The organism is Actinacidiphila epipremni, from assembly GCF_012034175.1.
Taxonomy (GTDB): domain Bacteria; phylum Actinomycetota; class Actinomycetes; order Streptomycetales; family Streptomycetaceae; genus Actinacidiphila; species Actinacidiphila epipremni.
The window spans coordinates 267,584-293,552 of sequence record NZ_JAATEJ010000005.1; the positions used below are offsets into that span (position 1 = coordinate 267,584).

The following is a 25,969-nucleotide window of genomic DNA, read 5'->3' on the forward strand; positions in this document are numbered from 1 at the left end:
AGAGCGGACGACGAGGGGCCGCCGCCGGGATTCCGGCGGCGGCCCCTCGGCCGTCGTGGGCGGCGCGGGTGTCGCCGGCGCGGGTCACTGGTAGCGCTGCAGGGCCTGCTCCAGGAGCACCCGGCTCGCGGCCGGTGTCGCGGCGAGCGCGCTGAGTTCGTCCAGCGCGGCACGGTAGTGGTCGACGTCGTCGAGCCGGTCGAGGTAGACCGCGCTGGTCATGTGCTCCAGATAGACCATGTCCGGCAGGAAGCCCTGGCCGAAGCGCAGATAGGTGACGGCGGTGCCCGGTGTGGCGGCGGCGCTCGCGGTGTAGGAGGCGATCTGCAGCCGGACGCCTGGCCGGCGCAGCATGTCCAGCAGATGCCGCAATTGCGCCCGCATCACGGCGGGTCCGCCGACCGGGCGGTGCAGCACGCCCTCGTCGACGAGCGCCCACAGCACGGGCGCGCCGGGCTCGGTCATCCTGCGCTGCCGCTCCAGCCGCAGCGCGACGCGCTTGGCGTTCTCCTGCGGCGGCGCGAGCCGGTGGCCGCTCTGGACGACGGCCCGGGCGTAGTCCTCGGTCTGGAGCAGGCCGGGGACGAACTGCGTCTCGTAGGTGCGCACCAGGTGGGCGTCCCGCTCCAGGCCGATGAGCTGCTGGAGCCAGTCGGGCACGACCTCGCCGTACGACTGCCACCAGTCGGGCTTGGCGGAGCGCTGCACGAGCTGGGCGATCTCGGCGCGTTCGGCGTCGTCGACGCCGTAGAGCTGGAGCAGTTCGTCGACGTCGCGGGCCTTGAGGGAGACGTGCGCGGTCTCCATCCGGCTGATCTTCGAGGCGTGCGCGCGGATGTGGGCGCCGGCGGTGGCCGGGGAGCAGCCGCTGTTCTCCCGCAGGGCGCGCAGGTAGTTGCCCAGCACCCGGGACATCGCCCGCGCGCCCATGTCAGGGCGTCGTTCGAACAGCGGTAACGGCGACGCGGGCTGCGGAGAAGCGGACATGTGGGCTCCCGAAAGATACTGGACAGGCCAGTATTGCACCGCGAAGCCCGCGGGTCCGCCCTCCGGACGTCACACCGCCGGCTTCACACCGTAAAGGCGTCGAAGTCGCCGTCCTTGGCGCCTTCGACGAATGCGGCCATCTCTTCCCGTGTGTATACCAGAGCCGGGCCGTCGGGATAGCGGGAATTGCGAACTGCCACGCCCCCGCCGGGAAGTTGGGCAACCTCGACACAGTTGCCACTCTGGTTGCTGCGGGCGCTCTTGATCCATTCCACGCCGGGAATGCCGCTGGCCTGGACGCCGTTGTCGATCTGCTCCATCGCTTGCCGTCCTTCCGTTCCCATCTCGTCGGCTCGACAGCCGCTCCGGTACCGCGGGCCGCGGCACTCACCGGGGTTCTCTACCCGGCAAGTGCAGCTGCAATTCCCGATGCAATTGCATTTGTTGTGTGCGCCGCCGATTCGGCGCTGCGGGAAGGGGGCGGAAAAGAGAGCAGAAAGGGCATCGGGTGGTAATCGTACCGAGCGTGACAAAACCGCGCCGACCAGGGGTATTCGGGCCTTCCCGGGCGCCCGGGTGGCTCAGCGCGGGCGGTCGGCCGCGCTGAAGCCGGCCGCGTATTCGCGCAGGAACGCCGCCTCGGCGATCACCGCGCCGCGCAGTTCGGAGAACAGCACCCGCTCGTCGGGGGCGTGCAGATTGCACATGCTGTCCTGGGCGCCGAAGAGCAGCACCTCGGCGTGCGGCGCGGCCTTGGCGAGCCCGTTGACCAGCGGGATGGAACCGCCGCTGGCCGCGGACCGGGCCTGGCTGCCCCACCCTTCGCGCAGCGCCGTGCGGGCGGCGCGATAGGCGGGCCCGCCGGTGGCCGGCTCGAAGCCGGGCCCGGTGTCGCCGAGGGTGACGGTCAGGTCGATGCCGTACGGGCGGTGCGCGCGCAAGTGCCGCACCAGCGCGTCGGCCGCCTCCCGCGGGTCCTGCCGCGGGTGCACCCGCAGGTTGAGCTTGGCGCGGGCGTAGGGGACGACGGCGGAGGCGGCGCCGTCCACGGGCGGGGCGTCGAGGCCGACGACGGTGATCGCCGGGCCGCTCCACAGCCGCTCGCCGAGGCTGCCGGTGCCCAGGAGCGGCATCCCGTCGGCGACGGCGGCCAGTTCCCGGAACTCCTCCTCGGTGAAGGCGGCGCCCCGCCACTCCTCGCGGCGCAGCCCCGCAACGGCGACGTCGCCGTGCTCGTCGTGCAGCCCGGCGAGCGCGCGGACCAGGGCGAGCAGCGCGTCGGGGGCGGCGCCGCCGTAGGCCCCGCTGTGCCGGGCCTCGGCCAGCGTGCGGACCTCGACGAGGAGTTCGCACACCCCGCGCAGCCCGGTGGTCAGGGTGGGGGTGCCGGGGCGCAGGTTGCCCATGTCGGCGATGACCATGGCGTCGCAGGCGAACCGGCCGGGGTCGGTCGGGGGATAGTCGTCGAAGACGCTGCCGTACTCCTCCTGGCCCTCCAGGACGATCTTCAGCCCGGTCGGCGGCCGGCCCCCGTAGGCGCGCAGCACCCCGATGTGCGCGATGACGTTGGACTTGTCGTCGGCGATGCCGCGGGCCCGCAGGCCGCCCTCGACCGGGGTGGGCGTGAAGGGCGGTGAGGACCACAGCGACACGTCGCCGGGCGGCTGGACGTCGTAGTGCCCGTAGAGCAGTACGGTCGGCGCGTCCGGGCCCGGCGGCGGGACCTCGGCGTAGACGACCGGTGCGGTGCCGGGCAGCTCCAGCCGCTCGATGTGCCCGACGCCGGCGTCCCGCAGCAGCTCCACCAGCAGGTCGTGGGCGCGCTCCAGCTCGGCGGGCGGGTAGCCGGGGAAGGCGATGGACGGGATCTCGGCGAGCCGTACGAGGTCGGCGGTCAGGCCGTCCATCAGCCCGTCCACGGTCCTGGCGAGGTCCATCGGTGCGCACTCCCTGCCGGCCCGGGACCCCGGGCGCCTGGTCTCCATCCGACACGGTGAGCGTACGTGCCCGGGGGCGCGCCGCCGGTGGCGGCCCGCCCGGGCCGCGCGGTCAGCCTGCCGCGCGGGCCTCGATCAGCAGCGCCTGCCCGGGGTTCAGCTGCGGCATCGGCAGCCCGGCCCGTACCGCGACCGCGCCCGGCACGGTGACCCAGCCCGCCAGCGCCGCCTCGAACCACGCCGGCCCGGCGGTCTGGTGCAGCGCGGGCAGGCCGAGCTCGGTGCGCACCCGCAGCCGGTAGGCGCGGGCCGGGTCGAGGCCGGGCAGCGGGACGCGGCCGGACTGGGCGTCGGGCGAGGTCGCGACCCGGGCCCAGCAGTAGAGCGCGGCGCGGGTGTCGGCGGCGACCACCCCGTGCAGCAGCGCCGCGTCGTCCGGCAGGTCGGCGCGGACCTGCCGCCCGGAGTGCAGCAGCGGGCGCAGCTCGCGGTGCAGCGCGGTCCACGCGGTGATCCGCGCCAGCTCCTGCGGGGTGCAGCGGGTCAGGTCCTGCTCGATGCCGGCGTGCCCGAACAGGCTGGTGGCCAGCCGGAATCCGGCGTCGGTGACGCGCCCGGTGGTGTGGCTCTCGGCGTCCCCGACGTGGGTGCCCATCAGCTCGGGCGGCAGCAGCTGGCCGGTCCAGCGCTGGATGGCCTGCCGCTCGACCGGGTCGTTGCAGTCCGAGGTCCACACCCGGTCGGTGCGCTGCAGGATGCCCAGGTCGATCCGGCCGCCGCCGGAGGCGCAGCTCTCGATCTCCAGGCCGGGCCGGCGGGCCCGCAGTTCGTCGAGCAGCCGGTAGAGGGCGTCGACCTGGGCGTGGCCGGCGGGCCGGTCGTGCGGGCCGTGCACCGCTTCGTGCAGCTCGCGGTTGTGGTCCCACTTCAGGTACGCGATGCCGTACTCGCCGACGAGGGTGTCGATCCGCTCCAGCAGGTACGCCCACGCGTCCGGGTGGGCGATGTCGAGGACGTACTGGTGGCGGGAGGTGGGGCCGCGACCGCGGGCGGGGCCGAGGATCCAGTCGGGGTGGGCGCGGGCGAGCCGGGAGTCGGGGTTGACCATCTCCGGTTCGAACCACAGCCCGAAGTCCATGCCGAGGGAGCGGACGTGGTCGGCGAGCGGGCCGAGCCCCCGCGGCCACACGTCCGCGTCGACGTACCAGTCGCCGAGCCCGGCGGTGTCGGCGCGGCGACCGGTGAACCAGCCGTCGTCCAGGACGAAGCGCTCGGCGCCGACCTCGGCCGCGCGTTCGGCGAGGCGGCGCAGCCGGTCGAGGTCGTGGTCGAAGTAGACCGCCTCCCAGCTGTTGAGGACGACCGGCCGGGGGGTGCGCGGGTGGCCGGGGCGGGCGCGCAGCAGGGCGTGGAAGCGGTCGGCGAGGCCGTCGAGCCCGGCGTCGGACCAGGCGAAGTGGCATACGGGGGTGCGGTAGGTGTCGCCGGGGGCGAGCCGGATCTCGCCGGGCCGCAGCAGTTCGCCGCCGCCCAGGACGGCGGCGTGCGCGCCCGCGCCCTCGGGCAGCCGCTCGGCGAGGTAGCGCTGGTCGCCGCTCCAGGCGATGTGCACGGCCCACACCTCGCCGCCGCGGAAGCCGAAGCCGGGGACGCCGGCGACCAGCAGGTAGGGCGAGTCGAGGCCGGGCTTGCCGCGCCGCACCTCGCGGACGTGCCCGCCGTGGCCGAGCGGGCGGCGCTGCGGCTGGCGCTCGCGGCTCCACTTGCCGGTGAAGTCGAGCAGTTCGGTGGCCCGGCCCGGCAGCGGCAGCAGGGTGGTGGTCCGGGCGAGGTCGTACGGCTGCGGTCCGGCGCCGGCGGCGCGGGTGAGGGCGGCGCCGGCGGCGAGGACGCCGGAGGGCTCCAGGTGGTAGGTGAGCTCCACGTCCAGGCCGGTGCCGGGGTCGGTGAGGGTGAGGCCGATCTCGCCGCCGCCGCCGGGGAATTCCTCGTGGCGGCTGCCGGTGAGCAGCGGGCCGGGCGCGGCGCCGCCGCCGGCCACGTGGCCCTCCTGGGCGGGGGTGCCGGACCAGCCGTCGCGCTCGGTGGGCCAGACGGTGAAGCGGCGGGGCTCGTCGAGGGCGTTGTCGAGCACCGCGGCGTCGGCGGTCAGGGCGAGCGCGGCGGCGGCCTCGGCCGGATCGCCCAGGTCGGCGCCCCAGTGCAGGACCCGCGGCACCGGCTCGGTCAGCTCCACGACGAAGGCGGTGCCGGCCGCCCGCAGGGTGAGGGTGCGGGCGTGGGTGCGGGGCATGACGGCATCCTCTCGTTCGATTGTGGTGAATCTAGAGCGCTTTTCCCTCCATGGTCAACAGATTCCAACGCGCCATCCAGTACGGCCGCCCACGGCCCGGGCGGTACGGTGCCGGGCATGACCTCAGCAGCAGCATCCGCCCCGGGCCCGGTCACCGCCGACGACGTCACCGAGGCCGTACGGCTGGCGGTGGCGGCCCTGGAGGGCGTGCCCGACGGGGCGTGGGACGCGCCGGCCGGCGATCTGGCCTGGACGTGCTGGCAGACCGCCGAGCACCTGGCCGACGACCTGTTCGCGTACGCCGTGCAGATCGGCCCGCGGCGCCCGCCGCTGACGACGCATGTGCCGGTCAGCTGGCGGCGCGCGACGCCGGACGGCCCGCCGGGCACGATCTTCGTCGAGCGCACGGAGGGCACGGCGGGGCTGCTCCAGGTGCTGGACGGCTGCGGCGCGCTGCTGGCGGCGATGGTGCGGGTGACCCCGCCGCAGGTGCGCTCCCACCATGTCTTCGGCGCCGCCGATCCCGAGGGCTTCGGCGCGATGGGCGTCGTCGAGACGCTCGTCCACACCCATGACCTCGCCGCAGGGCTCGGCCTGCCGCCGCTGGACCCGCCCGCGGACCTGTGCGCGCGGACCCTGCACCGCCTCTTCCCCGGCGCGCCCGCCGAGGCCGAGCCGTGGCCGGCGCTGCTGTGGTCGGCGGGCCGGGTGGCCCTGCCGGGCCGGGCGCGGCAGGAGAAGTGGCGCTGGTACGGGGAGCCGCGCGGCCGGTGAGCCGGGTGCCGCCCGGTGCGGCTCAGGGCAGCGGGGCCGCCGCGGCGGGGTCCAGGAGCGGGGCGAGCAGGTCGCCGTGGGCGGCCAGCCGGCCGGGGACGTCGGCGATCGTGAAGTCCAGGTCGGCGGGGGAGGCCGCGGACTCCACCTCGTCCCAGGCCAGCGGCGTGGAGACGGTGGGCGCGGACCTGGCCCGTACGGTGTAGGGGGTCGCCGTCGTCTTCTTGCGGGAGTTCTGCGACCAGTCCAGGAAGACCCGGTCCTCGCGGGCGGCCTTGGCCATCGTGGAGACGACCTCGCCGGGGTGGGCGCGCTCCAGCTCCTGGGCGACGCGGCGGGCGTAGCGGGAGGCCCCTTCGGAGTCGGCGCCCCGCAGCGGGGCGTACAGGTGCAGGCCCTTGGAGCCGCTGGTCTTGGCCCAGGCGTGCAGGCCGTCGGCGGCGAGCCGGTCGCGCAGCAGCAGCGCGACCCGGCAGCAGTCCACGACGGTGCGCCCCGGCCCCGGGTCGAGGTCGACGACGAGCCGGTCGGCGGTGCCGGGGTCGGCGGCGAGCCACTGCGGGGTGTGGATCTCCACGCAGGCGAGGTTGGCCGCCCACATGAGCGTCGCCAGGTCGTTGACCTGGACCTGCGGCATCAGCTCACCGCTCTTGCGCGGCGTCTCGGACGTCCTCACCCAGTCGGGCGTACCGGCGGGCGGGCGTTTCTGGAAGAAGCGCTGCCCCTGCACACCGTCGGGGGTGCGCACGAAGCTGACCGGCCGGCCCGCGCAGTACGGGATGAGGGCGTCGGCCATGATCGCGTAGTAGTGGAGCAGCTCGCCCTTGGTGGTGCCGGTGTCCGGCCACAGGACCCGGTCGAGGTGGCTGAGGGTGATCCGGCGGCCCTCGACCTCGGTGATCGGCATACCATAAAGATCCCATAGTCCGACAAAAGGGACATGCCATGCGCAGTGTCTGGAGCGGGAACCTGGCCTTCGGCCTGGTCTCCATCCCGGTGAAGCTGGGCTCTGCGGTGTCCAGCCACAAGATCAGCTTCCGCCAGATCCATCTGGCCGATCAAGGCCGGGTCCGCTACCAGAAGACCTGCGAGCTGGACGAGGAGGTGCTGACCTCCGCCGACATCGGCCGGGCCTTCGAGACCCCGGACGACCGGCTGGTCGAGATCACCGACGCCGACCTGCAGGCACTGCCGCTGCCGACCGCCAAGACCATCGAGGTGAGCGGCTTCGTCGAGACCGCCAAGGTCGACCGGATGCAGCTGGACACCCCCTACTTCCTGGCGCCCTCCTCGCCGACCGCGAACAAGCCGTACGTCCTGATGCGCGACGCGCTGGCCCGCTCGGGCAAGGCGGCGGTCGGCAAGTTCGCGATGCGCAACTCCGAGCACCTGGCGCTGATCACCGCGCGCGACGACATCCTGCTGCTCCAGACGCTGCGCTGGCCGGACGAGCTCAACTCGGCCGCCGACGCGGCGCCGCGCGGCAAGGTCAACATCAGCGACAACGAGCTGCAGCTCGCCGACACCCTCATCGAGGCGCTCGGCGAGGCGGATCTGACGGCCTACCACGACGAGTACGCGGCGGCCGTCGAGGCGCTGGTCACCGCCAAGCTGGAGGGCGCCGAGCCGCCCGCGGCCGGCCGTGAGGCGGGCGGCGGCCAGGTGGTGGACCTGATGGCCGCCCTCCAGGCGTCGGTGGACCAGGCCCAGGAGGGCCGCGGCGGCGGGGACCGGGACGCGACCGTCCACGACATCGGCCGCTCCGGCAGGTCCGGCGGCGGCACGGGCACCGGCAAGCGCACCGCCAAGAAGACGGCGGCGAAGAAGACCCCGGCCAAGAAGACGGCGAAGAAGACCGCCGCGAAGAAGACGACGGGCCGGCAGCGCAAGGCGAACTGAGACCCGGGCAGAAAAGCGGAAGCCAACCCTCATTTGACATCGCCCTCCCTCATGGGAGTCTACTGTCATTATCCAGTCGACTCCCATGGAGGCCGCCGTGTCCGCGCCCACCCCTCCCCCGCCCGCCCGCTCGCCGCGCCGCTGGTGGGTGCTGGCCGCGCTGACGCTCAGCGTGCTGACCGTCGCGCTCGACAGCACCGTCGTGAGCGTGGCGCTGCCGACGCTCGCCGGGGACCTGGGCGCCGACAGCGCCCAGCTCCAGTGGATCAACGGCGGCTATCTGCTGGCGCTGTCGGTGGCGATGCTCCCGATCGGGCTGCTCGGCGACCGCTACGGCCACCGCCGCACGCTGCTCGCGGGCGTCTCGCTGTTCGGCCTGGCGTCGCTGGCCGGCACGCAGGCGGGCAGCCCGGGGCAGCTCATCGCGGTGCGCACCGTGCTGGGGCTCGCCGCCGCGATGATCGTGCCGGTGTCGATGGCGGTGCTGCCGCGGGTCTTCGACGCCGACGAGGTGCCCAAGGCGATCGGCGTGTGGACGGCCGCCACCGCGCTCGGCATGCCGGTCGGGCCGCTGGTCGGCGGCTGGCTGCTGAGCCACTTCTGGTGGGGCTCGGTCTTCCTGTTCAACGTGCCGCTGTTCGCCGTGGCGCTGGCCGCCTGCCTCCTGCTGCTGCCCGCCGACCCGCCGCGCGGCGCCGCGCCCGCCGCGCCTTTCGACGTCCTCGGCACCCTGCTGAGCGCACTGGGCATCACCGGCCTGGTCTACGGCACGATCCTGGTGCCCGGCGACGGCTGGGGCGACCCGAAGGTGCTCGCCGGGGTGCTCGGCGGCGCCCTGCTGCTCGGGCTGTTCCTCGCCCACCAGCGGCGGCACCCGCACCCGCTGGTCGACATCCGGCTGTTCGCCGACCCGCGCTTCGGCTGGGGCACCCTCGTGGCGGTCTTCGTGAACTTCGCCGTGATGGGCATCCTCTTCGTCGTCCCGCAGTACCTCCAGGCCGTCCTCGGGCACGACGCCTTCGGCACCGGGCTGCGAGTGCTGCCGCTGATCGCCGGGCTGATGGCCGCCGCCGGGCTCAGCGAGCAGCTGGTCCCGCGGCTCGGCGCCCGGGTGGTGGTGCCGGCCGGGCTGCTGGTGCTCGCCGCCGGCACGCTGCTGGGCGCGGCCACCGGCAGCGGCGACGGATACGGCTACGCGGCGGTGTGGCTCGCCGTGACCGGCCTCGGCTTCGGGCTCGCGGTCGTCCCCGCGACGAGCCTGGTGATGGCCTCGCTGCCGGCCGAGGGCTCGGGGCGCGGCACGAGCCTGCTGGAGACCGTGCAGCAGGTCGGCGGCGTGCTCGGCGTCGCCGGTCTGGGCAGCCTGCTGAGCGCCGGCTACCTGGCGCGGCTGCGCCTGACGGGCCTGTCCGGGCCGGACGCCGGGCAGGCCCGCGACTCGGTCAGCGGCGCCGACGAGGTCGCCGCGCGGCTGGCCCGCCCCGACCTGACGGACACCGCGCACCGGGCCTTCCTGCACGGCATGGGCCTGGCGCTGCTGGTGTGCTGCGCCATCGCGGTGGCCGGCGCGGTGCTCGCCGCGCTCTTCCTGCCCGCCCGGTCCGCCGGCACCGGCGCGCGGCGCGCGCCGGAGTTGGCCACGGCGGCCCCCGGGCACGGACAATCACCGGCATGAACGCGAAGGAGACCCCGGCCGCCCCCGAGATGGGCCTGCGGGAACGCAAGAAGCTGCGCACGATGGAGACCATCAGGCGCGAGGCCTACCGCCTGTTCGCCGCGCAGGGCTACGAGGCCACCACGGTGGACCAGATCGCCGACGCCGCCGAGGTCTCCCCCAGCACCTTCTTCCGCTACTTCCCCACGAAGGAGGACGTCGTCCTCGACGACGACTACGACGACACGCTCGCGGCGGCCCTGCGCTCCCGCCCGCCGGGCGAACCGGTCATCGAGTCGCTGCGGCACGGCCTGGCCGACTCCCTGGGCCGGCAGCTGGAGGCCGACCGCGAGGACCTGCTGCTGCGCACCCGGCTGGGCTTCACCGACCCCGCGCTGCGGGCCCGTTCATGGGACGAGATGCAGCGCAGCCAGGACGTGGTGGCCGCGCTGATCTGCGAGCGCACCGGCCGCGACCCCGGCGACCTGGACGCGCACTGCGCCGCCGCCGCGCTCATCGCGGTGTCCACGGCGGTCGTGCGGTACTGGGTGGAGCACGACGGGAAGGTGGACCTCGTCCCGCTCTACGACCGCCAGTTCGCGCAGCTGGCCGCGGGCCTGCGGCTGTGACACGCGCGGGCGCCGACGGTACGGGATGATCCCGCGCGCCGATCGGGTTGGCTACGGTGAGCGCCGAGCAGGCCGGCGCAGAAACGGAGCAGCACCGTCACCATGTCGACCAGCACCGAGCCGGCAGGGCAGCAGCCCGCACCGTCGCCCGCGCAGGGATCCCCCGCGCCGTCAGCCGTACCGCACCCGCTGGACAACCCCGGGTGGGCCGCGCTGACCGGCCCGCACCGCCGCTTCGCCGAATTCACCGGATCCGCCGCCCGCTACCAGCCGCAGGTGTCGCCGTTCGTGGCGGTCGCCGACCTGGCCGACCCGCGCTGCTGGGCTGACCTCGCGGTGCTGGTGGGCGCGGGCAACTCCTTCGCGCTCGCCGGGCCCGAGACGCTGCCCGAGGGCTGGTCGACGGGCCAGTCCGCGGCGGGCGTGCAGCTCGTCGGGACCGCCGTCGAGGGCCGCGAGGACCCGCAGGCCCGGCGGCTCGGCCCGGACGACGTCCCCGAGATGCTGGACCTGGTGGCGCGGACCAAGCCGGGCCCGTTCATGCCGCGCACGGTGGAGATGGGCGCGTACTACGGCATCCACCGGGAGGGCCGGCTGGTCGCGATGGCCGGCGAGCGGGTACGACCGCCGGGCTACACGGAGATCAGCGCGGTGTGCACCGACGAGGACCACCGCGGCCAGGGCCTGGCCACCCGGCTGGTGCTGCACACGGCGGCCGGGATCGCCGCGCGCGGCGACACGCCGTTCCTGCACGCGGCGGCGGCCAACACCGGCGCGATCCGGCTGTACGAGTCGCTGGGCTTCACCCTGCGCCGCCGGGTGCTCTTCCACTTCCTCCAGGTCCCGGCCGAAACCGCCGGGCCCGCCGCCGCGCCTTCCACCGACCGCGCCCACAACTGACCTTCGGAGCAGCCGCATGCCCACCGCGTACGTCCACACCGCCTTCGGCGGCCCCGAGACCGAGTCGTTCCTCGACCTGCCCCGCCCGGTGCCCGGCCCCGGGCGGCTGCTGGTCGCCGTACGGGCGGCCGGCGTGAACCCCGTCGACTTCAAGCGGCGGCAGGGCTACCGCAGGGCGGGCGGCCCGCCGACCGAGCTGCCGGCGGTCTTCGGCAGCGAGGCCGCGGGCGTCGTCGAGGAGGTCGGCCCGGGAGTCGAGGGCTTCGCGGTGGGCGACGAGGTCTTCGGGCACGCCGACCGGGGCGGCTTCGCCGAGCTGGCGCTGCTGCCCGCGGAAGGCACCGCGCACAAGCCGGCCGCGCTGTCGTGGACCGACGCGGCGACGCTGCCGGTCGCGGCCGGCACCGCGTACGACGCGCTGGTCCAGCTCGCCCTCCCGCCGGGCGCGACGCTGCTGGTCAACGGGGCCGGCGGCGGGGTCGGGGCGGCCACCGTGCAGATCGCCCGGCACCGGGGCCTGAAGGTCGTCGGCACGGCCGGCTCGGGCAAGCGGGAGTTCGTCGAGTCGCTCGGCGCGGTGCACGTCCCCTCCGGCGAGGGGGTGGCCCTGCGGATTCGCGCGGCGGCCCCCGACGGCGTGGACGGCGTGGTGGACCTGGTGGGCGGTGAGCCGCTGCGCGAGGTCGCCGCGCTGCTGGCCGACCGCTCCCGGCTGGTCAGCGGCGCGGACAAGGACGGCGCCATCGAGCTGGGCGGCGCCGCCATCGTGCGTGAGCGCACGGGGGCGGTGCTGGACGCGGTGGCCGCCCTGGTGGTGGCCGGCGCCCTCGACCCGTACGTCACCCAGGTCTTCCCGCTGGCCGACGCGGGCAAGGCGCTGCGGGCGATCGAGGACGGGCACGTCCGCGGCAAGATCGCGCTCACGGTCGGCTGACGCCGCCGGGCTCCCCCGGCGGCGCGGCCGGTGGCAGGGCCGTCAGCCCGCGCCGCCCGGGCGCGGGCCGGGGCGGGTGGCGGCGCCGGGGAAGGACAGCCGGACCAGCGCCCACGCGTCGGCGACCGGGCCGACGTGGCCGAGCTTGTCGGGGTTGACGACCGTGGCGACGGTCTGGATCCGCCCGTCCCGCACGTCGAGGGTCCAGGTGTTGATGACCCTGCCGTCGCCGTCCCGGAAGATCGCCCCGGGCTCGCCGTTGAGCCGGTGCGGCTCCAGTTCTGCGCCGGCGGCGACGAAGGCGGCGGCGAGCGCGCCCAGCACCCGGGAGACCTTCGCGACACCGGCGACGGGGCCGAAGAAGACCGGGCCCTTGCCGCCGCCGTCCGCGACCAGCTGCACATCCGCGGCCAGCAGCTCCCGCAGGCCCGCGACGTCGCCCTCGCGGAACGCCTCCAGGAAGCGCCCGGCCAGCTCCTCGCGCTCCCTGCGGTCGGCCTCGAAACGCGGCCGGCCGGCCTCCATGTGCCGCCGGGCGCGCACCGCGAGCTGCCGGCAGGCCGGTTCCGAGCGGCCCACCGCCGCGGCGATCTCCGGGAAGCCGAAGCCGAAGACCTCGTGCAGCACGAACACCGCGCGCTCCAGCGGGCTGAGCCGCTCCAGCAGCAGCAGCGCCGCCATCGACACGGAGTCCGCCAGCTCCGCCGAGCGCGCCGGGTCCTGGTAGGGGTCCTCCAGCAGCGGCTCGGGGAACCACGGCCCGACGTACGCCTCCCGGCGCACCCGCGCCGAGCGCAGCACGTCGACCGCGACCCGGGTCACCACCGCGGACAGGAACGCCTTGGGCGAGCGCGGGCGGACGGGTGACGCCTGGTGCCGCAGCCATGCCTCCTGCACGGCGTCCTCGGCCTCGCTGACGCTGCCGAGGATGCGGTAGGCGATGGAGAACAGCAGCGGCCGTAGCTCCTCGAACTCCGCGACCCGGTCGGCAGCGTCGTCCGGGAAACCCTCCGCAGCCCGGTCCGCGGGGCCGTCCGCAGCGTCGTCCGAGGAGCCGTCCGGGAAGCCGTCCGGGGAGCTCATGCCAGCTCCGCCGCGAAGCCCTGCCGCCAGGAGGCGTACCGCGGCTCCCAGCCGAGTTCGCGCCGCGCCTTGGCGTTGGAGAACCCGCGGCCCTCGGTCATCATCACCACCGCCTGGTCGCCGGCGAGGATCCGGGCCAGCCACACCGGCACCCGCAGCGGGGGCCTGGCGCCCGCGCACCGCGCCAGGTACGGCAGCCACTGGGCGGCCGGCGCCGGCTCGTCGTCGACGATGTTGAACACCCCGCGCGCCGTGCGCTCCACCGCCAGCACCGTCGCGCTCGCCGCGTCGTCGAGGTGGATCCACGAGCTGTACCCCTGGCCCTTGCCGACCAGCGGGTACTGCCGCTTGCGCAGCAGCGTGACCTGGTCGTCGATCGCGCCGGGCCCGTAGAAGGCGCCGTAGCGCAGGACCGCGCCGCCGGCCGCGAGCACCAGCCGCTCGACGCGGGCCAGCACCTCCATGCCGTGCTGCGCGGCGGTGCCGGTCATCAGGTCCAGCGGGTCCTGCTCGGTCTTGACCCAGCCGCCCTCGCGGCGCCCGTTCCAGCTGGCGTAGCCCTGCGCGACGACATGGGCGCCGGCCGCCTCCGCCGCGGCGAGCAGGTGGTCGGTGCCCTCGGCGCGCAGCCGGTTGGTGGTGGCGAACCATTTGTCCGGGTGCTTGATGTCGGGCTTGCCGGCGTGCGCGACCGAGATCGCCGTCATCTGGTGCACGACCGTGTCGGGCCGGGCGCCGGCGACCGCCTCGCGTACCGAGGCCGCGTCCAGGCCGTCCATGACGACGCCCTCGGCGCCCAGCTCCGCCAGCAGGCCGAGCTTGGCCGGGCTCGTCGTCGTCGCGGTGACCTGGTGCCCCCGGGCCACCAGTTGCGGCACCAGCCGCCGCCCGAGCACTCCGGACCCGCCTGCCACGAACACCCGCATGTCCTCACACCTTCCCGGATCTCCATTGTCGCCCCGCACCCCCGAGACGAGACAGCCGTGGCCGGCTGTGACACGCCCGGGGGCGGGGACGGCTCCGGGAAGGGCGGAAGGGCGGGGCTACCGGTGCGAGCGGCGGCGCAGCGCGGGGTCGGTGAGCGCGGGCGGGGTGTAGCCGCCGTCGCGGGCCACCAGGTTCACCCCGGGCGGCACGATCTCGTCGATACGGTCCAGCACGTCGCGGTCCAGGGTGATCTTGTCGGCGCCGAGCGCGCCCTCCAGCTGCTCGAAGGTGCGCGGGCCGATGATCGCCGAGGTGATCGCCGGGTGCTCCAGGACGAAGGCGAGCGCGAGCTGCACCAGGGTGAGCCCGGCCTCGTCGGCGAGCTGCGCGAGGGCGTCGGCGGCGGCGAGCTTGGCGGCGTTCTCGTCCGAGCCGATGTCGAAGCGGGCGGTCTGCCGGTCGGCGCGGCTGGAGGTGGGCTGCTCGGCGCCCTTGCGGTAGCGGCCGGACAGCCAGCCGCCGGCCAGCGGGCTCCAGGACAGCACGGCGAGCCCGTAGCGCTGCGCCACCGGCAGCACCTCGCGCTCGATGCCGCGGGCGAGCAGCGAGTACGGCGGCTGCTCGGCCACCACGCGCTCACGGCCGCGCCGCTCGGCGATCCACTGGCCCTCGACGATCGCGGACGGCTCGAAGGTGGAGGTGCCGATGTAGCGGATCTTGCCCTGCCGGACGAGGTCGGTCAGCGCGCCCAGCGTCTCGTCGAAGTCGGTGCCGGGCTCGGGGCGGTGCACCTGGTAGAGGTCGATCCAGTCGGTGCCGAGCCGGCGCAGGCTGGCCTCGACCTCGCGGATGATCCAGCGGCGCGAGTTGCCCTTCTCGTTGACGTCGTCGCCGAGGCTGCCGTGGAATTTGGTGGCCAGCACGACGTTGTCGCGGCGCCCGCCGGCCAGCGCCTTGCCGACGATGGTCTCGGACTCGCCGGCGGAGTAGACGTCGGCGGTGTCGACGAAGTTGATGCCGGAGTCCAGGGCGTGGTGGATGATCCGCACGGCGTCGGCATGGTCGGCGTTGCCGCGCGGCCCGAACATCATGGCGCCCAGGCACAGCGGGCTGACCTGCACGCCGGTGCGGCCGAAGGGGCGGTACTGCGTCATCGTGCTCTCCCGTTGACGAGGTGGTCGGGGGTGGGGTCGGGGTGGGTGCCGGCCGCGGGGGCCAGCTGGTCGACGGTCGCGGCGGCGCCGGCCTGCCGGAAGGCGTCCCACAGCCGGCGGTACGGTCCCGCGGCGGCCAGCAGCGCGGTGTGGGTGCCGGTCTCGACGACGCTGCCGCGGTCCAGGACCACGATCCGGTCGGCGCGCGCGGCGGTGGTCAGCCGGTGGGCGACGACCAGGGTGGTACGGCGCCGGCTGAGCGCCTCGGTGGCGGCGGCGACCCGGCTCTCGGTGGCGAGGTCCAGCGAGGCGGTGGCCTCGTCGAGCAGCAGCACGTCGGGGTCGACGAGTTCGGCGCGGGCGAGCGCCAGCAGCTGCCGCTGCCCCGCCGAGAGGTTCCGGCCGCGCTCGCCGACCGGCTGGAGGTAGCCCAGCGGCAGGGCGGCGACCATCTCGTGCGCGCCGACCGCGCGGGCGGCGGCCTCGACCTCGGCGTCGCCGGCGTCCGGGCGGCCGTACGCGATGGCGTCCCGTACGGTGCCGCTGAACAGGTGCGCCTCCTGCGGGACGACGCCGAGCCGGGCGCGGTAGCCGGCCAGGTCCAGGTCGCGCAGGTTCCGGCCGTCGACGAGGACGGCGCCGGAGGTGGGGTCGTAGAAGCGGGCGATGAGCTTCATGACGGTGGACTTGCCGGCGCCGGTCGCGCCGACCAGGGCGACGGTCTCGCCGGGGGCGATCCGCAGCTGCACCCCGTGCAGGACCTCCTGGCCGCCGCCGCCCGCGTAGCCGAAGGACACCCGGTCGAAGACGATCTCGCCGCGCAGCGCGCCGACCGGCAGCGGGTCGGCGGCGGCGGGGGTGCCGGTGGGGGTGCGCATGAGGGTGCGCAGCCGGGACAGGCCGACGACGGCCTGCTGGTAGCCGTCGAAGACCTGGGAGAGCTGCTGGATGGGTGAGAAGAACAGGTCGATGTAGAGCAGGAAGGCGATGAGCGTGCCGGCGGTCAGCGTGCCGGAGCGCACGTGACCTGCGCCGACCGCCAGGACCGCCGCGGTGGACAGCACGCCGAGCAGTTCCACGAAGGGGAAGAACACGGCGATGTTGCGCTGGGCGCGCAGCCGGGAGTCGCGGAAGGCCCAGGCCAGGGCGGCGAAGTCGCGGGCGTTGCGCTCCTCGCGGCGGAACGCCTGGGTGACCCGGATGGCGCTGACGTTCTCCTGCAGGCACGCGTTGACGGCGCTGACCCGCTCGCGGGCCTCGTGGTAGGCGGGCACCGAGGAGCGGCGGAACAGGACGGTGCCGGCGACCAGCAGCGGCAGCGCGCACAGCAGGACCACGGCGAGCCCGGCGTCGACGACCAGCAGGGTGACCAGCACGCCGAGTACGGTCAGCAGGCTGACGACCGCGGTGATCAGGCCGGTCTGCAGGAAGTTCGACAGGGCGTCGACGTCGGTGGTCATCCGGGTCATGATCCGGCCGGCCTGCTCGCGCTCGTAGTAGTCCAGGCCGAGCCGCTGGAGCTGGGCGTACGTCTTCACCCGCAGGGTGTAGAGCAGGCGTTCGCCGGTGCGGCCGGTGACCCGGGTCTGGGCGACGCCGACGAGCCAGTCGGTGCCGACGACGGCGGCGGCCAGGGCGGCGGCGAGCATCAGCGCGGCGGCCGAGTGCCGGGCCACGCCGTTGTCGACGCCGTGCCGGACCAGGATCGGCACCGCGATCTGCGCGACGGCGTCGGCGGCGACCAGCAGCAGCCCGAGCAGCAGCGGCAGCCGGAAGGGCCGGATGAGGGCGCGCAGCCCGAAGTGCGGGTCGGCGGCGCGGGCGCGGTCGGCGGGGACCTCGGGGTCGGCGTCGGGCAGCGGCATCCGGGCCAGGCCGTCGAGCAGCTCGGGGGTGGGCGGCGCCGCGCCGAGCACCCCGCCGCCGGGGCCGCGCCCGGGCCCGGCGGTCGCGGCGTTGAGCGCGAGGGCCTGGGCGGCCTTGAGGTCGGCGCTGCCGGAGCGCGGGGCGGCGGCCTGCGGGCTGCGCCGCCACAGGTGCGCGGTGACGGCGGGCGGCGCGGTGTCGTCCTCGGCGGCGGGGACGTCCTCGGCGGGGCGGTCGGCGGGCGGCTGCGCGGGCTCGCCGGTGTCGGTGACGTCGGTGGCGGACAGCAGGGTGCGGAAGAGGGCGGAGCGGGAGCGCAGTTCGTCCATGGTGCCGGTGTCGACGACCCGGCCGCCGTCGAGGACCGCGATGCGGTCGGCGAGTTCCAGGGTGGACCTGCGGTGGGCGATGATCAGCGTGGTGGGGCGGCGGGTCGCGGCGTGCAGCGCGCGGTGGATCTCGGACTCCACGCGGGCGTCGATCGCGGACGTGGCGTCGTCGAGGACCAGCACCGCCGGGTCGCCGAGCAGCGCCCGGGCCAGGGCGATGCGCTGCCGCTGCCCGCCGGACAGGGTCAGGCCCTGCTCGCCGACGACGGTGTCGTAGCCCTGCGGCAGCCGGCTGACGAACTCGTCGGCGCGGGCGATCGCGGCGACTTCGCGGATCCGCTCCTCGGGGGTGCCGGGGGCGCCGTAGGCGATGTTGGCCCGCACGCTGTCGGACAGCAGCAGGCTCTCCTCGAAGACGTAGCCGATGGCCGAGCGCAGCGACGCCAGCCGCAGGTCCCGTACGTCGATGCCGCCGACGGACACCGAGCCGGCGCCGGCGTCGTAGAAGCGCGGCAGCAGGGCCGCGGCGGTGGACTTGCCGGAGCCGGCCGGGCCGATGAGCGCGACGGTCTCGCCGGGGGCGATGTCGAGGCTGAAGCCGCGCAGCAGCGGCGTGCCGCCGTCGCCGTAGCCGAAGGTGACATCGCGCCAGCTCAGCGCGGGCGGGCCGGGCGGCAGGTCGAGGGCGGTGGGGGCGTCGGTGATGGCGGGGGCCTCGTCGATGACCTCCAGGACCCGCTCGGTGCCGGCCCTGGCCTGCTGCCACACCGTCAGCAGGGTGGCGACCTGCCGGACGGGAGTGACGAAGGAGCCGAGGTAGCTGGTGAAGGCCAGGAACGTGCCGAGGGAGATCTCGCCGTGCAGCGCCAGCCAGCCGCCGAGCGCCAGCACCGCGACCTGGCCGAGCGCGGGCACGGCCTGGAGCGCCGGGGTGTAGCGGCTGGTGTAGCGCACGACCCGCAGCCGGGAGGCGAACAGCCTGCGGGCGCGCCCCTCCAGGCCGGTCAGCTCGCGCTGCTCCTGCCCGAAGCCCTTGACGACGCGTACGCCGGTGACGGCCGCCTCGACGGTGGAGGCGACCTCGGCGGCCTCCTGCTGGGCGTGCCAGTTCGCCGGGAACAGGTGCTTGCGGCTGCGCCGGGCGATCAGCCACAGCAGCGGGCCGACGACCAGCGCCACCAGCGTCAGCAGCGGCGACAGCAGCGCCATGAAGACCAGCGAGACCACGAACATCAGGGCGTTGCCGGTCATGTTCGGCAGGAACTGCAGCAGGGTCTGGATGAGGGTGATGTCGGAGATGGAGCGGCTGACGATCTGCCCGGTGCGCAGGTCGTCCTGCTGCCGGCCGCCGAGCCGCAGCAGTGCGGCGAAGGCGTCGCCCCGCAGGTCGTACTGCACGCCGAGCGACAGCCGGCCGGCGCGGTAGCGGCGGGTGAAGCCGGCCAGGAAGCGCACCGCGCCGAGGCCGGCGAGCAGCGCGATCCACCAGCCGAGCGGGCCGTGCGCGCCCGCGGCGACCTGGTCGACGACATGCCGCAGTACCAGCGGCAGCACGGCGGTCGCGGTCGCGGCGACCACGGCCGCCCCGAAGGCGGCGACCAGGTCGGAGCGGTGCCGCAGGCAGTAGCGGCCCAGCCGGCGGATCCAGCCGTCCGGCGGCCCGGCCGGGCCGGCCGCGGTGGCGGCCGGCCCGGTGGCGGGCGTGGGGTGGGGACAGTCCGTCACGAAACCTCCGTGAGTGCGATGCCGAGGTGCCCGGCGCTGGTGTCGACGGTGTCGAAGAGGCGGTTGGCGGGGCGCGGCAGCCCGTAGTGCTCGCGCAGCGTGCGGCCGGTGTACTCGGTGCGGAACAGCCCGCGCTCCTGGAGGATCGGCACCACCCGGTCGACGAACAGCTCCAGGCCGGAGGGCAGCACGGCCGGCATGATGTTGAAGCCGTCGGCGGCGCCGGCGTCGTACCACTCCTCGATGGTGTCGGCGACCTGCTCGGCGGTGCCGGCGAAGGTGCGGTGGCCGCGTCCGCCGCCGAGCCGGCCGATGAGCTGGCGCACGGTGAGCTTCTCGCGGCGGGCCAGTTCCACGATGAGGGTGAAGCGGGACTTGGCGCCCTCGATCTCGTCCTCGGTGGGGATGTCCTCGGGCAGTTCCTTGTCCAGCTCCAGCCGCTCGGGCTCGATGCGCAGCGTCTTGGACAGCTGGCGCACCGCGAACTCGGGCCGGATCAGCCGGTCGAGCTCGTCGTCGAGGGCGCGGGCCTGCTCCTCGGTGTCGCCGATGACGGGCACGATGCCGGGCAGGATCTTGATGCCCTCGGGGTCGCGGCCGAAGCCGGCCGCGCGCTCCTTGACGTCCTTGTAGAAGGCGATGGCCTCGTCGAGGGTCTGCTGGGCGGTGAAGACGGCCTCGGCGTAGCGGGCGGCGAAGTCCTTGCCGTCCTCGCTGGAGCCGGCCTGGACCAGGAGCGGGTAGCCCTGGGGGGAGCGCTGCACGTTGAGCGGTCCGTCCACCCGGAAATACGTACCCCGGTGCTGGAACTTCCGCACCTTGTCGGCGAGCGCGTGCACGCCGGACTCCTTGTCGGCGATGACGGCGTCGTCGCCCCAGCTGTCCCAGAGCTTGGTGGCGACGTCCACGAACTCGGCGGCGCGCAGGTAGCGGTCGCGGTGCAGCGGGGTGTCGTCCAGGCCGAAGTTGCGGGCGGCGTCGGCGCCGGCGGTGGTGACGATGTTCCAGCCGGCCCGGCCGCCGGAGACATGGTCGACGGAGGCGAACCGGCGGGCCAGGTTGTACGGCTCGTTGTAGCTGGTGGACGCGGTCGCGATGAGCCCGATGTGCTCGGTGACGCCGGCGAGCGCGGTGAGCAGCACCGTCGGCTCCAGCTTGCTGGCCGGGCGGCGGCCGGGGTCGCCCATCAGGACGGGGCTGTCGGCGAGGAAGAGCGAGTCCAGCAGGCCGCGTTCGGCGATCCGGGCGAGGTTCTTGTAGTGCGCGATGTCGGTGCCGCCGGAGGCCGGGCTCTCCGGCAGCCGCCAGGCCGCCTCGTGGTGCCCGACGGACATCAGGAACGCGTTCAGGTGCAGCGGCTTGCGGTCAGTCCTGCGGGTCATGGGCGGTCTTCTCCTCGTGCGGGCGGCCGGGGTGCGGGGCGGTGGCGGGGACCGGGGCGGGCGCCGGCTCCGGCGCCGGCTTCGACGCCGGGTCGGGGTGTACGGGCTCCGGGTGTACGGGGTCGGCGGAGGCGTCGGCCTGGACGCCGAGGGCGGCCAGCAGCAGGTCGCGGTACTCCTGGCAGCGCGGGTCGCGGCGGCTGCGCGGGGTCGGCAGGTCGACGGCGAGGTCCACCGCGATCTGCCCGTCCTCCAGCACCAGGACCCGGTCGGCGAGCTCGACGGCCTCGTCCACGTCGTGGGTGACCAGCAGCACGGCGGGGCGGTGCCGCTCGTACAGCTCGCGCAGCAGGTCGTGCATGCGGATCCGGGTGAGCGCGTCGAGCGCCCCGAACGGCTCGTCGGCGAGCAGCAGTTGGGGCTCGCGGACCAGCGCGCGGGCGAGCGCCGCGCGCTGCTGCTCGCCGCCGGACAGCTCGTGCGGCCAGGACTTCTCCCGGCCGGCCAGGCCTACCTCGGCGAGCGCCTTGGCGCCGGCCTCCTTGGCGCCCTTGCCGCGGATGCCGAGCACGACGTTGTCCAGCACCCGCAGCCACGGCAGCAGCCGGGAGTCCTGGAAGGACAGCGACACCCGCTCGGGCACGCTCAGCTCGCCGGAGCCGGCCACCCCGTGGTCGAGCCGCGCGACGGCCCGCAGCAGGGTGGACTTGCCGGAGCCGCTGCGGCCGAGCAGGGCGATGAACTCCCCCTGGCCGATGGTCAGGTCGAGGTGCCGCAGCACGTCGCGGTCGCCGAAGGAGCGGACCAGTCCCGCGGTGCGGACCGCGGGCGCGGCCGGGCCGGCGGGGCGCTCGGCGGTCAGTCCGCCAGGGTGCGGCGCCATGACAGCACCTTCCGTTCTGCGGCACGCACGACCGCGTCGGAGACGAAGCCGAAGATCCCGTAGACCACCAGGCCCACGATGATGACGTCGGACTGGGCGTACTGCTGGGCCTGGAACATCATGTAGCCCAGGCCCTTGGTGGCGTTGACCTGCTCGACGACGACCAGGCCGAGCCAGGAGGCGGTGACGGCCAGCCGCAGGCCCACGAAGAAGCCGGGCAGCGCGCCGGGGACGACGACCTTGCCGATGAACTGCGGGCGGGTCAGGTCCAGGCTCTCGGCGAGTTCGACGTATCTGCGGTCGATGCCGGTGAGCGAGGCGTAGGTGTTGATGTAGACCACGACGGTGACGCCGACCGCGATGACGACGACCTTCATCTCCTCGCCGATGCCGAGCCACAGGATCATCAGCGGCAGCAGCGCGAGCGAGGGGATGGCCCGCTTGACCTGGAGGGTGCCGTCCAGCAGGTACTCGCCGATCCGGCTCAGGCCCGCGGCGACCGCGAGCGCGACACCGGCGAGCACGCCGAACAGCAGGCCGAGGCCGGCGCGTTGCAGGGAGACCAGCATGTTGTCCTGGAGCCGGCCGCTCCTGACCAGGTCGACGAAGGTGGCGGCGACCGAGCCGGGGCCGGACAGGATGCGCGGGTCGAGGTAGCCGGTGGCGGACGACAGCCACCACACCAGGACCAGCACGACGGGGCCGGTCAGCCGGGCGAAGGGGATCGCCCTGCCGGGGCCGAGCCGGCGCCGCCTGGCGGTGGCCGGCCGTGCGCCGGTGCCGGCGGTCGCGGCTCCCGCGGCGGTCGCGGCTCCCGCGGCGGTGGCGGCTCCGGTGGCGGTGGCGGTTCCGGTGGCGGTGACGGCTCCCGCGGCCGGCGGCGCCCCGGCGGTCGCGCCCTGCGCCGCCGGGGCCTTCGCGGTGCGGACGGTGGGCAGGATGTCGGTCATGACGCCACCTGGTATTTCGCCGGTACTGCCTGCGAGGCCAGCGACTCGAAGCGGCGGTCGAACAGCCCCGCGGCCTTGACCTTCGGCACGAACCCGCCCTCGGCCATCAGGTCGGCGGTCTCCTGCTCCCACGCGATGGCCTTGTCCCAGCTGCGCGGGAACTGCGGCTGGGACTGGGAGGCGACGATGCGCTTGCCGTCCGCGACGGTCACGCCCTGGTCCTTGACGTAGTAGCTCTGGATCCACGTGTCGGTGTTCTCCCACGCCCACACCACGCCCTGGGCCCACAGCGGGATGAAGCTGCGGATGGCGGCGACCTTGGCGTCGTCGTTGAGCACCTCGGTGGGCGCCCACAGCACGGTGAGCAGGTCGACCACGTCGGTGGTGACGCCGCGGGCGCCGTCCTTGCCGTACTGGCCCAGGTACTTGGTGAGCGACGGCTCGCCGAGCGGCGCGATGTCCACCTGCTTGGACTGCAGCGCGGTGAGGAACTGCGTGCTGGGCAGCGGCACCAGCGTGACGTCGGAGTTCTTCAGTCCCGCCTCCTTCAGCGCGCGCAGCACCACCACGCCCTGCGCCTGCCCCTGCGAGAAGCCGATCTTCTTGCCGCGGAAGTCCTTGGCGGCGGCGATCGCGTCACCGGAGCCGGGGGCGGTGGCGAAGGTGTAGATCGGGTGGTCGCGGGTCTGCACGGCGACGATCCGGGCGCCGACCTTGATGGCCTCGGCCTGGATCGGCGGAATTCCCGCGTTGCTCGCGAGGTCGATGGAATGGGCGCGGAATCCCTGGATCACATCGGGTCCCGCGCTCAGGTTCGGCCAGCTCGACACCGTGAAAGGCAGCTGCTTCGCCAAGCCGGAATCGGCGAGCTGGAGCTGCGAGGTGTGAATGGAGATGGCGAGCTTCGTACCGGGCGGCGGCGCACCGGAGGGAAGTGCGCGGGTCGGCACGGAGTCGATCGACGCGGTGGAGTTACGGGAGCAGGCGGCGAGCAGCGCGGCGCCTCCCGCCATACCGAGGAACGACCGGCGGGGAAGGCTTCTGGCGGCGGGGCTGAGGGTCATATGAATTCCTGTGAAAGAGGGTCGGGAATACGGGTCAGAGCGAGTGGTAGCCGCCGTCGTGGAAGAGCAGCGGATCGCGGGCGCCGTCGGCCCAGGACTGCTGGACATGGCCGATGACGACCCGGTGGTCGCCGGCCGGCACGATCTGCTCGACGCCGATGCGCAGCCACGCGCCGACGCCGTCCAGCACCGGCTCGCCCTGCGGCAGCCGGCGCCACCGGGTGGGCTCGGCGAAGCGGTCGATGCCGCTGGTGGCGAAGGTCCTGGCCAGCTGCTCCTGGTCGGCGCGCAGGAAGTTGACGACCGCGCTGGTGGCCTGCTCGACGTGCGGCCAGGACGAGGCGGTGCTGCCGATGCCGAAGGACACCAGCGGGGGGTGCAGCGACAGCGAGGTGAGCGAGGTCGCGGTGAACCCGGCGGGGCCGCGCCCGGAGTCGACGGTGACGACCACCACGCCGGCGGGGTGGTTGCGGAAGATCTGCTTGTAGCGCTCGGGATCGATGCCGGTGGCGGGCAGCGACGGCACGGTGATGGTCAACGTCTCCCCCTTGTCTCCAGGGCGCGGGCCCTGTGCGGGTGCGGGCGGTGCTGATGGTGCTGATGGTTCGGGAGGTGCGGGCGGTGCGGGCGCGGATGCGCGCAGCGGAAATTCCCGCGTCGGGCGGGCCGCACGGCATCGGGCGGCGCAGGGCAGGCGCGGGCGCAATCGGGAATCAGGAATCGGGAATCGGGTGATGCGGCGGAAAGCCGTGGTGTGAAGAAAAGGGGAATTCGCGCGTTCACGGCCGGCGGTGACGGGCCGGCGGAACGGAAATTACGCGGTGCGGCGGGCGCCGGGACAGATGTCGTACGGGCGACAGCGACCGGCGGTGCCCGGTCGGCGGCAACACGCCCCGCGGACGGTGCCGCGGCCCGGTGCGACGGGCACGCGGAAGGAGCGCGCCGCACTCGGCGCGTGCTCCGGATTCCGCTGCTTGCCGTTCATGATTCCATTCTCGCGTGGCGCTTCCGGCCCGGTCAACAATGCAACTTCCTGAATTAAGTCGGCATTCGCCGCCGTTCGCCGCGCCGCCGGCTCAGCTCACCGCGGGCAGCGCGGGCCAGGGTCCGAGCGGGTCGGCGTAGAGCGCGCCGAGCGCGACCGCGGCGCCGGCGACCGCCAGCACCGAGCCGGTGAAGCTGCTCGGCACCACGGCGCGTTCGGGGTCGTCGCACACCCATGAGCGGGCGCCGACCTCGGCCCGCAGGACCTGGAGGCACTCCGGCAGCCGCCCGGCGCCCGGCTCGACGACGACCACGACCTCCGGGTCGAACATGTCCAGCAGCAGCGCCACGGCCCGGCCCACCAGCGAGGCGCGGCGCCGGAAGAGCGCCACCGCGCGCGGTTCGCCGGCCAGCGCCAGGTCCAGCAGCGCCCGGAAGTCGGCGACGTGCAGGCCGCGTGCGGCGGCCTGCCGTACCAGCGCGGGCTCGGACGCCTCGGACTGCAGGCAGCCGGGAGTGCCGCACGTACAGGGTTCGGCGGGCGGGATGCCCGCGGTGGTGTCGGAGGCGGTGTCCGGGCCGACCGGCAGGTGCGCGACGCTGCCGGCGGCCGAGCGCGGGCCGCGGTGCACCCCGCCGGAGGTGGCGAAGGCGGCGTCCACGACGTTGCCGACGAAGAGCAGCACCACGCTGCCGCGGGTGGCGACCGCGCCGAACAGCTGCTCGGCGCGGGCCAGCGCCCGGGAGTGGCTGTCGACGTGCACGGGCAGCCCGGTCGCCGCGGTCAGCACCTCACGGGCCGCCACGTCCCGCCAGCCCAGCCGCGGATGGTCGACGATGACGCCGGCGTCCGGGTCCACCCACTGGCCGGTGGCCAGGCCCAGCCCGAGGACGGTACGGCCGCCGGCGTGCGCCCGGACCATCGGCGGCAGCCGGGCGGCGAGGCCGCCGAGCACCTGCCCGGGGTCGCGGTCGCGGTGCGGCTCCCGGTCCGAGGCGACGATCCGGCCGCGCAGGTCCATCAGGGCCAGCGTGGAGTGGGCGACGGCGATGTGCGCGCCGGCCACCAGGTAGCGGCTGGTGTCGATCTCCAGCGGGATGTGCGGGCGGCCGAGGCCGCGCGGCCCGGGCGTCTGGGCGCGTTCCGCGACCAGCCCGCGGGCCACGAACTGCGTGCTGTGCCCGGTCACCGCGGCCGGCGACAGGCCGGTGAGCCGTGCGACGGTGCTGCGGGCGACGGGCCCGTGGTCGAGGATCGCGCGCAGCACGGCGGCGGCCCCGGGCGGGCGGCGCGGGCTGCCGGCCGGCTGCGGGACGTCGGCGCGGCGCAGCGGGGCCGGGGCGAGGGGGCTGGTGCGGGGGGTGCGGCGGCGGTCGGGCGGCAGGACTACCACGGTGGCCTTCCAGGTCGTCGACGGCGGCGGGGCGTACCCGCGTCGTCGGCGCCGGCGGCGAACCGGCGGGGCGGGCACCCCCGTTGGCGCTCCTGTGCGGGAGCTGTGCTGTCAGACCTGGTGACACGCGGCGGAGCACACACGCTTGAGGTCGACATGACCTCGCGTCGTCAGGTGTGTGGTGCGCTGCATGCCGCGCAACGTAACCGGCTCGGGTGAAC

General features: G+C 74.8%; 22 protein-coding genes. 7 read left to right on the forward strand and 15 right to left on the reverse strand.

The genetic code is table 11. From position 1 onward, the window contains the following. Positions 1–84: 84 nt before the first annotated feature. The 4 genes from HCN08_RS09700 to HCN08_RS09715 all read right to left on the reverse strand — a co-directional run bounded on the left by HCN08_RS09700 (position 85) and on the right by HCN08_RS09715 (position 5,217). Positions 85–987 (reverse strand): helix-turn-helix domain-containing protein, encoded by a 903-nt coding sequence (locus HCN08_RS09700; RefSeq protein WP_167982520.1) that lies wholly within the window; start codon positions 985–987, stop codon positions 85–87. A gap of 83 nt (positions 988–1,070) precedes the next feature. Further along, positions 1,071–1,307: a DUF397 domain-containing protein gene (locus tag HCN08_RS09705; RefSeq protein WP_167982521.1), complete on the reverse strand. Its 237-nt coding sequence runs from the start codon at positions 1,305–1,307 to the stop codon at positions 1,071–1,073. 261 nt (positions 1,308–1,568) lie between these two features. Further along, positions 1,569–2,924, reverse strand: a complete 1,356-nt coding sequence (locus HCN08_RS09710; protein ID WP_167982522.1) for a M20/M25/M40 family metallo-hydrolase — start codon at positions 2,922–2,924, stop codon at positions 1,569–1,571. A gap of 112 nt (positions 2,925–3,036) precedes the next feature. Then, entirely contained in the window at positions 3,037–5,217 is a 2,181-nt protein-coding gene (locus HCN08_RS09715; protein WP_167982523.1) for an alpha-galactosidase, read from the reverse strand. A gap of 117 nt (positions 5,218–5,334) precedes the next feature. Here HCN08_RS09715 and HCN08_RS09720 point away from each other — a divergent pair, with 117 nt between their 5' ends. Then, the gene (locus HCN08_RS09720; protein ID WP_167982524.1) at positions 5,335–5,991 is read left to right on the forward strand and encodes a DinB family protein; all 657 of its coding nucleotides are present in this window, start codon (positions 5,335–5,337) and stop codon (positions 5,989–5,991) included. 22 nt (positions 5,992–6,013) lie between these two features. Here HCN08_RS09720 and ligD read toward each other — a convergent pair whose 3' ends face one another. Beyond that, complete coding sequence (gene ligD / locus HCN08_RS09725; protein ID WP_167982525.1) at positions 6,014–6,898, reverse strand: non-homologous end-joining DNA ligase; 885 nt, start codon at positions 6,896–6,898, stop codon at positions 6,014–6,016. Between the two features lie 38 nt (positions 6,899–6,936). On the opposite strand from ligD, the gene ku reads away from it, so the two are divergent. The 5 genes from ku to HCN08_RS09750 all read left to right on the forward strand — a co-directional run bounded on the left by ku (position 6,937) and on the right by HCN08_RS09750 (position 12,007). After that, entirely contained in the window at positions 6,937–7,890 is a 954-nt protein-coding gene (gene ku / locus HCN08_RS09730; protein WP_167982526.1) for a non-homologous end joining protein Ku, read from the forward strand. A gap of 97 nt (positions 7,891–7,987) precedes the next feature. Next, the gene (locus HCN08_RS09735) at positions 7,988–9,565 is read left to right on the forward strand and encodes an MFS transporter (protein WP_206318567.1); all 1,578 of its coding nucleotides are present in this window, start codon (positions 7,988–7,990) and stop codon (positions 9,563–9,565) included. Beyond that, positions 9,562–10,173 carry an acyl-CoA-like ligand-binding transcription factor gene (locus tag HCN08_RS09740; RefSeq protein WP_167982528.1) on the forward strand — a complete coding sequence of 204 codons (612 nt, stop codon included), beginning with the start codon at positions 9,562–9,564 and terminating at the stop codon, positions 10,171–10,173. Before HCN08_RS09735 ends, HCN08_RS09740 begins: the two co-directional genes overlap by 4 nt. 102 nt (positions 10,174–10,275) lie before the next feature. Beyond that, complete coding sequence (locus tag HCN08_RS09745) at positions 10,276–11,073, forward strand: GNAT family N-acetyltransferase (protein ID WP_167982529.1); 798 nt, start codon at positions 10,276–10,278, stop codon at positions 11,071–11,073. A 16-nt stretch (positions 11,074–11,089) separates the two neighbouring features. Next, the gene (locus HCN08_RS09750) at positions 11,090–12,007 is read left to right on the forward strand and encodes an NADP-dependent oxidoreductase (protein ID WP_167982530.1); all 918 of its coding nucleotides are present in this window, start codon (positions 11,090–11,092) and stop codon (positions 12,005–12,007) included. A 42-nt stretch (positions 12,008–12,049) separates the two neighbouring features. On the opposite strand, the gene HCN08_RS09755 is transcribed toward HCN08_RS09750, so the two are convergent. The 9 genes from HCN08_RS09755 to HCN08_RS09800 form a co-directional block, all read right to left on the reverse strand. Beyond that, positions 12,050–13,090 (reverse strand): RNA polymerase sigma-70 factor, encoded by a 1,041-nt coding sequence (locus HCN08_RS09755; RefSeq protein WP_167982531.1) that lies wholly within the window; start codon positions 13,088–13,090, stop codon positions 12,050–12,052. Beyond that, positions 13,087–14,016, reverse strand: coding sequence for an NAD-dependent epimerase/dehydratase family protein (locus tag HCN08_RS09760; protein WP_167982532.1), 930 nt, complete (start codon positions 14,014–14,016; stop codon positions 13,087–13,089). Before HCN08_RS09760 ends, HCN08_RS09755 begins: the two co-directional genes overlap by 4 nt. Before the next feature lie 117 nt (positions 14,017–14,133). Beyond that, positions 14,134–15,171 carry an aldo/keto reductase gene (locus HCN08_RS09765; RefSeq protein ID WP_167982533.1) on the reverse strand — a complete coding sequence of 346 codons (1,038 nt, stop codon included), beginning with the start codon at positions 15,169–15,171 and terminating at the stop codon, positions 14,134–14,136. Further along, a complete protein-coding gene (locus tag HCN08_RS09770) occupies positions 15,168–19,091 on the reverse strand; it encodes an ABC transporter ATP-binding protein (RefSeq protein WP_167982534.1) in 3,924 nt (1,307 codons plus the stop codon). The genes HCN08_RS09765 and HCN08_RS09770 overlap by 4 nt, the downstream gene beginning before the upstream one ends. Continuing rightward, the gene (locus tag HCN08_RS09775; protein WP_167982535.1) at positions 19,088–20,473 is read right to left on the reverse strand and encodes an LLM class flavin-dependent oxidoreductase; all 1,386 of its coding nucleotides are present in this window, start codon (positions 20,471–20,473) and stop codon (positions 19,088–19,090) included. Before HCN08_RS09775 ends, HCN08_RS09770 begins: the two co-directional genes overlap by 4 nt. Further along, on the reverse strand, positions 20,457–21,356 hold the full coding sequence (locus HCN08_RS09780; protein WP_167982536.1) for an ABC transporter ATP-binding protein: 900 nt from the start codon (positions 21,354–21,356) through the stop codon (positions 20,457–20,459). The genes HCN08_RS09775 and HCN08_RS09780 overlap by 17 nt, the downstream gene beginning before the upstream one ends. After that, positions 21,332–22,306: an ABC transporter permease gene (locus HCN08_RS09785; protein WP_240969929.1), complete on the reverse strand. Its 975-nt coding sequence runs from the start codon at positions 22,304–22,306 to the stop codon at positions 21,332–21,334. Before HCN08_RS09785 ends, HCN08_RS09780 begins: the two co-directional genes overlap by 25 nt. Further along, entirely contained in the window at positions 22,303–23,370 is a 1,068-nt protein-coding gene (locus tag HCN08_RS09795) for an ABC transporter substrate-binding protein (RefSeq protein WP_167982537.1), read from the reverse strand. Before HCN08_RS09795 ends, HCN08_RS09785 begins: the two co-directional genes overlap by 4 nt. 34 nt (positions 23,371–23,404) lie before the next feature. Next, on the reverse strand, positions 23,405–23,908 hold the full coding sequence (locus HCN08_RS09800) for a flavin reductase family protein (RefSeq protein ID WP_167982538.1): 504 nt from the start codon (positions 23,906–23,908) through the stop codon (positions 23,405–23,407). A gap of 47 nt (positions 23,909–23,955) precedes the next feature. Between HCN08_RS09800 and HCN08_RS09805 the strand changes: the two genes are divergently transcribed. Next, a complete protein-coding gene (locus tag HCN08_RS09805) occupies positions 23,956–24,105 on the forward strand; it encodes a hypothetical protein (RefSeq protein ID WP_167982539.1) in 150 nt (49 codons plus the stop codon). A 341-nt stretch (positions 24,106–24,446) separates the two neighbouring features. On the opposite strand, the gene HCN08_RS09810 is transcribed toward HCN08_RS09805, so the two are convergent. Then, on the reverse strand, positions 24,447–25,739 hold the full coding sequence (locus tag HCN08_RS09810; RefSeq protein ID WP_167982611.1) for an ROK family protein: 1,293 nt from the start codon (positions 25,737–25,739) through the stop codon (positions 24,447–24,449). Positions 25,740–25,969: the final 230 nt, after the last annotated feature.

Coding starts and splice junctions, on each gene's coding strand:
- HCN08_RS09720 (WP_167982524.1), top strand. CDS start 5,335: ATGACCTCAGCAGCAGCATCCGCCCCGGGCCCGGTCACCGCCGACGAC.
- HCN08_RS09755 (WP_167982531.1), bottom strand. CDS start 13,090: ATGAGCTCCCCGGACGGCTTCCCGGACGGCTCCTCGGACGACGCTGCG.
- HCN08_RS09775 (WP_167982535.1), bottom strand. CDS start 20,473: ATGACCCGCAGGACTGACCGCAAGCCGCTGCACCTGAACGCGTTCCTG.
- HCN08_RS09785 (WP_240969929.1), bottom strand. CDS start 22,306: ATGACCGACATCCTGCCCACCGTCCGCACCGCGAAGGCCCCGGCGGCG.
- HCN08_RS09715 (WP_167982523.1), bottom strand. CDS start 5,217: ATGCCCCGCACCCACGCCCGCACCCTCACCCTGCGGGCGGCCGGCACC.
- HCN08_RS09750 (WP_167982530.1), top strand. CDS start 11,090: ATGCCCACCGCGTACGTCCACACCGCCTTCGGCGGCCCCGAGACCGAG.
- HCN08_RS09745 (WP_167982529.1), top strand. CDS start 10,276: ATGTCGACCAGCACCGAGCCGGCAGGGCAGCAGCCCGCACCGTCGCCC.
- ligD (WP_167982525.1), bottom strand. CDS start 6,898: ATGCCGATCACCGAGGTCGAGGGCCGCCGGATCACCCTCAGCCACCTC.
- HCN08_RS09705 (WP_167982521.1), bottom strand. CDS start 1,307: ATGGAGCAGATCGACAACGGCGTCCAGGCCAGCGGCATTCCCGGCGTG.
- ku (WP_167982526.1), top strand. CDS start 6,937: ATGCGCAGTGTCTGGAGCGGGAACCTGGCCTTCGGCCTGGTCTCCATC.
- HCN08_RS09795 (WP_167982537.1), bottom strand. CDS start 23,370: ATGACCCTCAGCCCCGCCGCCAGAAGCCTTCCCCGCCGGTCGTTCCTC.
- HCN08_RS09760 (WP_167982532.1), bottom strand. CDS start 14,016: ATGCGGGTGTTCGTGGCAGGCGGGTCCGGAGTGCTCGGGCGGCGGCTG.
- HCN08_RS09710 (WP_167982522.1), bottom strand. CDS start 2,924: ATGGACCTCGCCAGGACCGTGGACGGGCTGATGGACGGCCTGACCGCC.
- HCN08_RS09700 (WP_167982520.1), bottom strand. CDS start 987: ATGTCCGCTTCTCCGCAGCCCGCGTCGCCGTTACCGCTGTTCGAACGA.
- HCN08_RS09765 (WP_167982533.1), bottom strand. CDS start 15,171: ATGACGCAGTACCGCCCCTTCGGCCGCACCGGCGTGCAGGTCAGCCCG.
- HCN08_RS09740 (WP_167982528.1), top strand. CDS start 9,562: ATGAACGCGAAGGAGACCCCGGCCGCCCCCGAGATGGGCCTGCGGGAA.
- HCN08_RS09780 (WP_167982536.1), bottom strand. CDS start 21,356: ATGGCGCCGCACCCTGGCGGACTGACCGCCGAGCGCCCCGCCGGCCCG.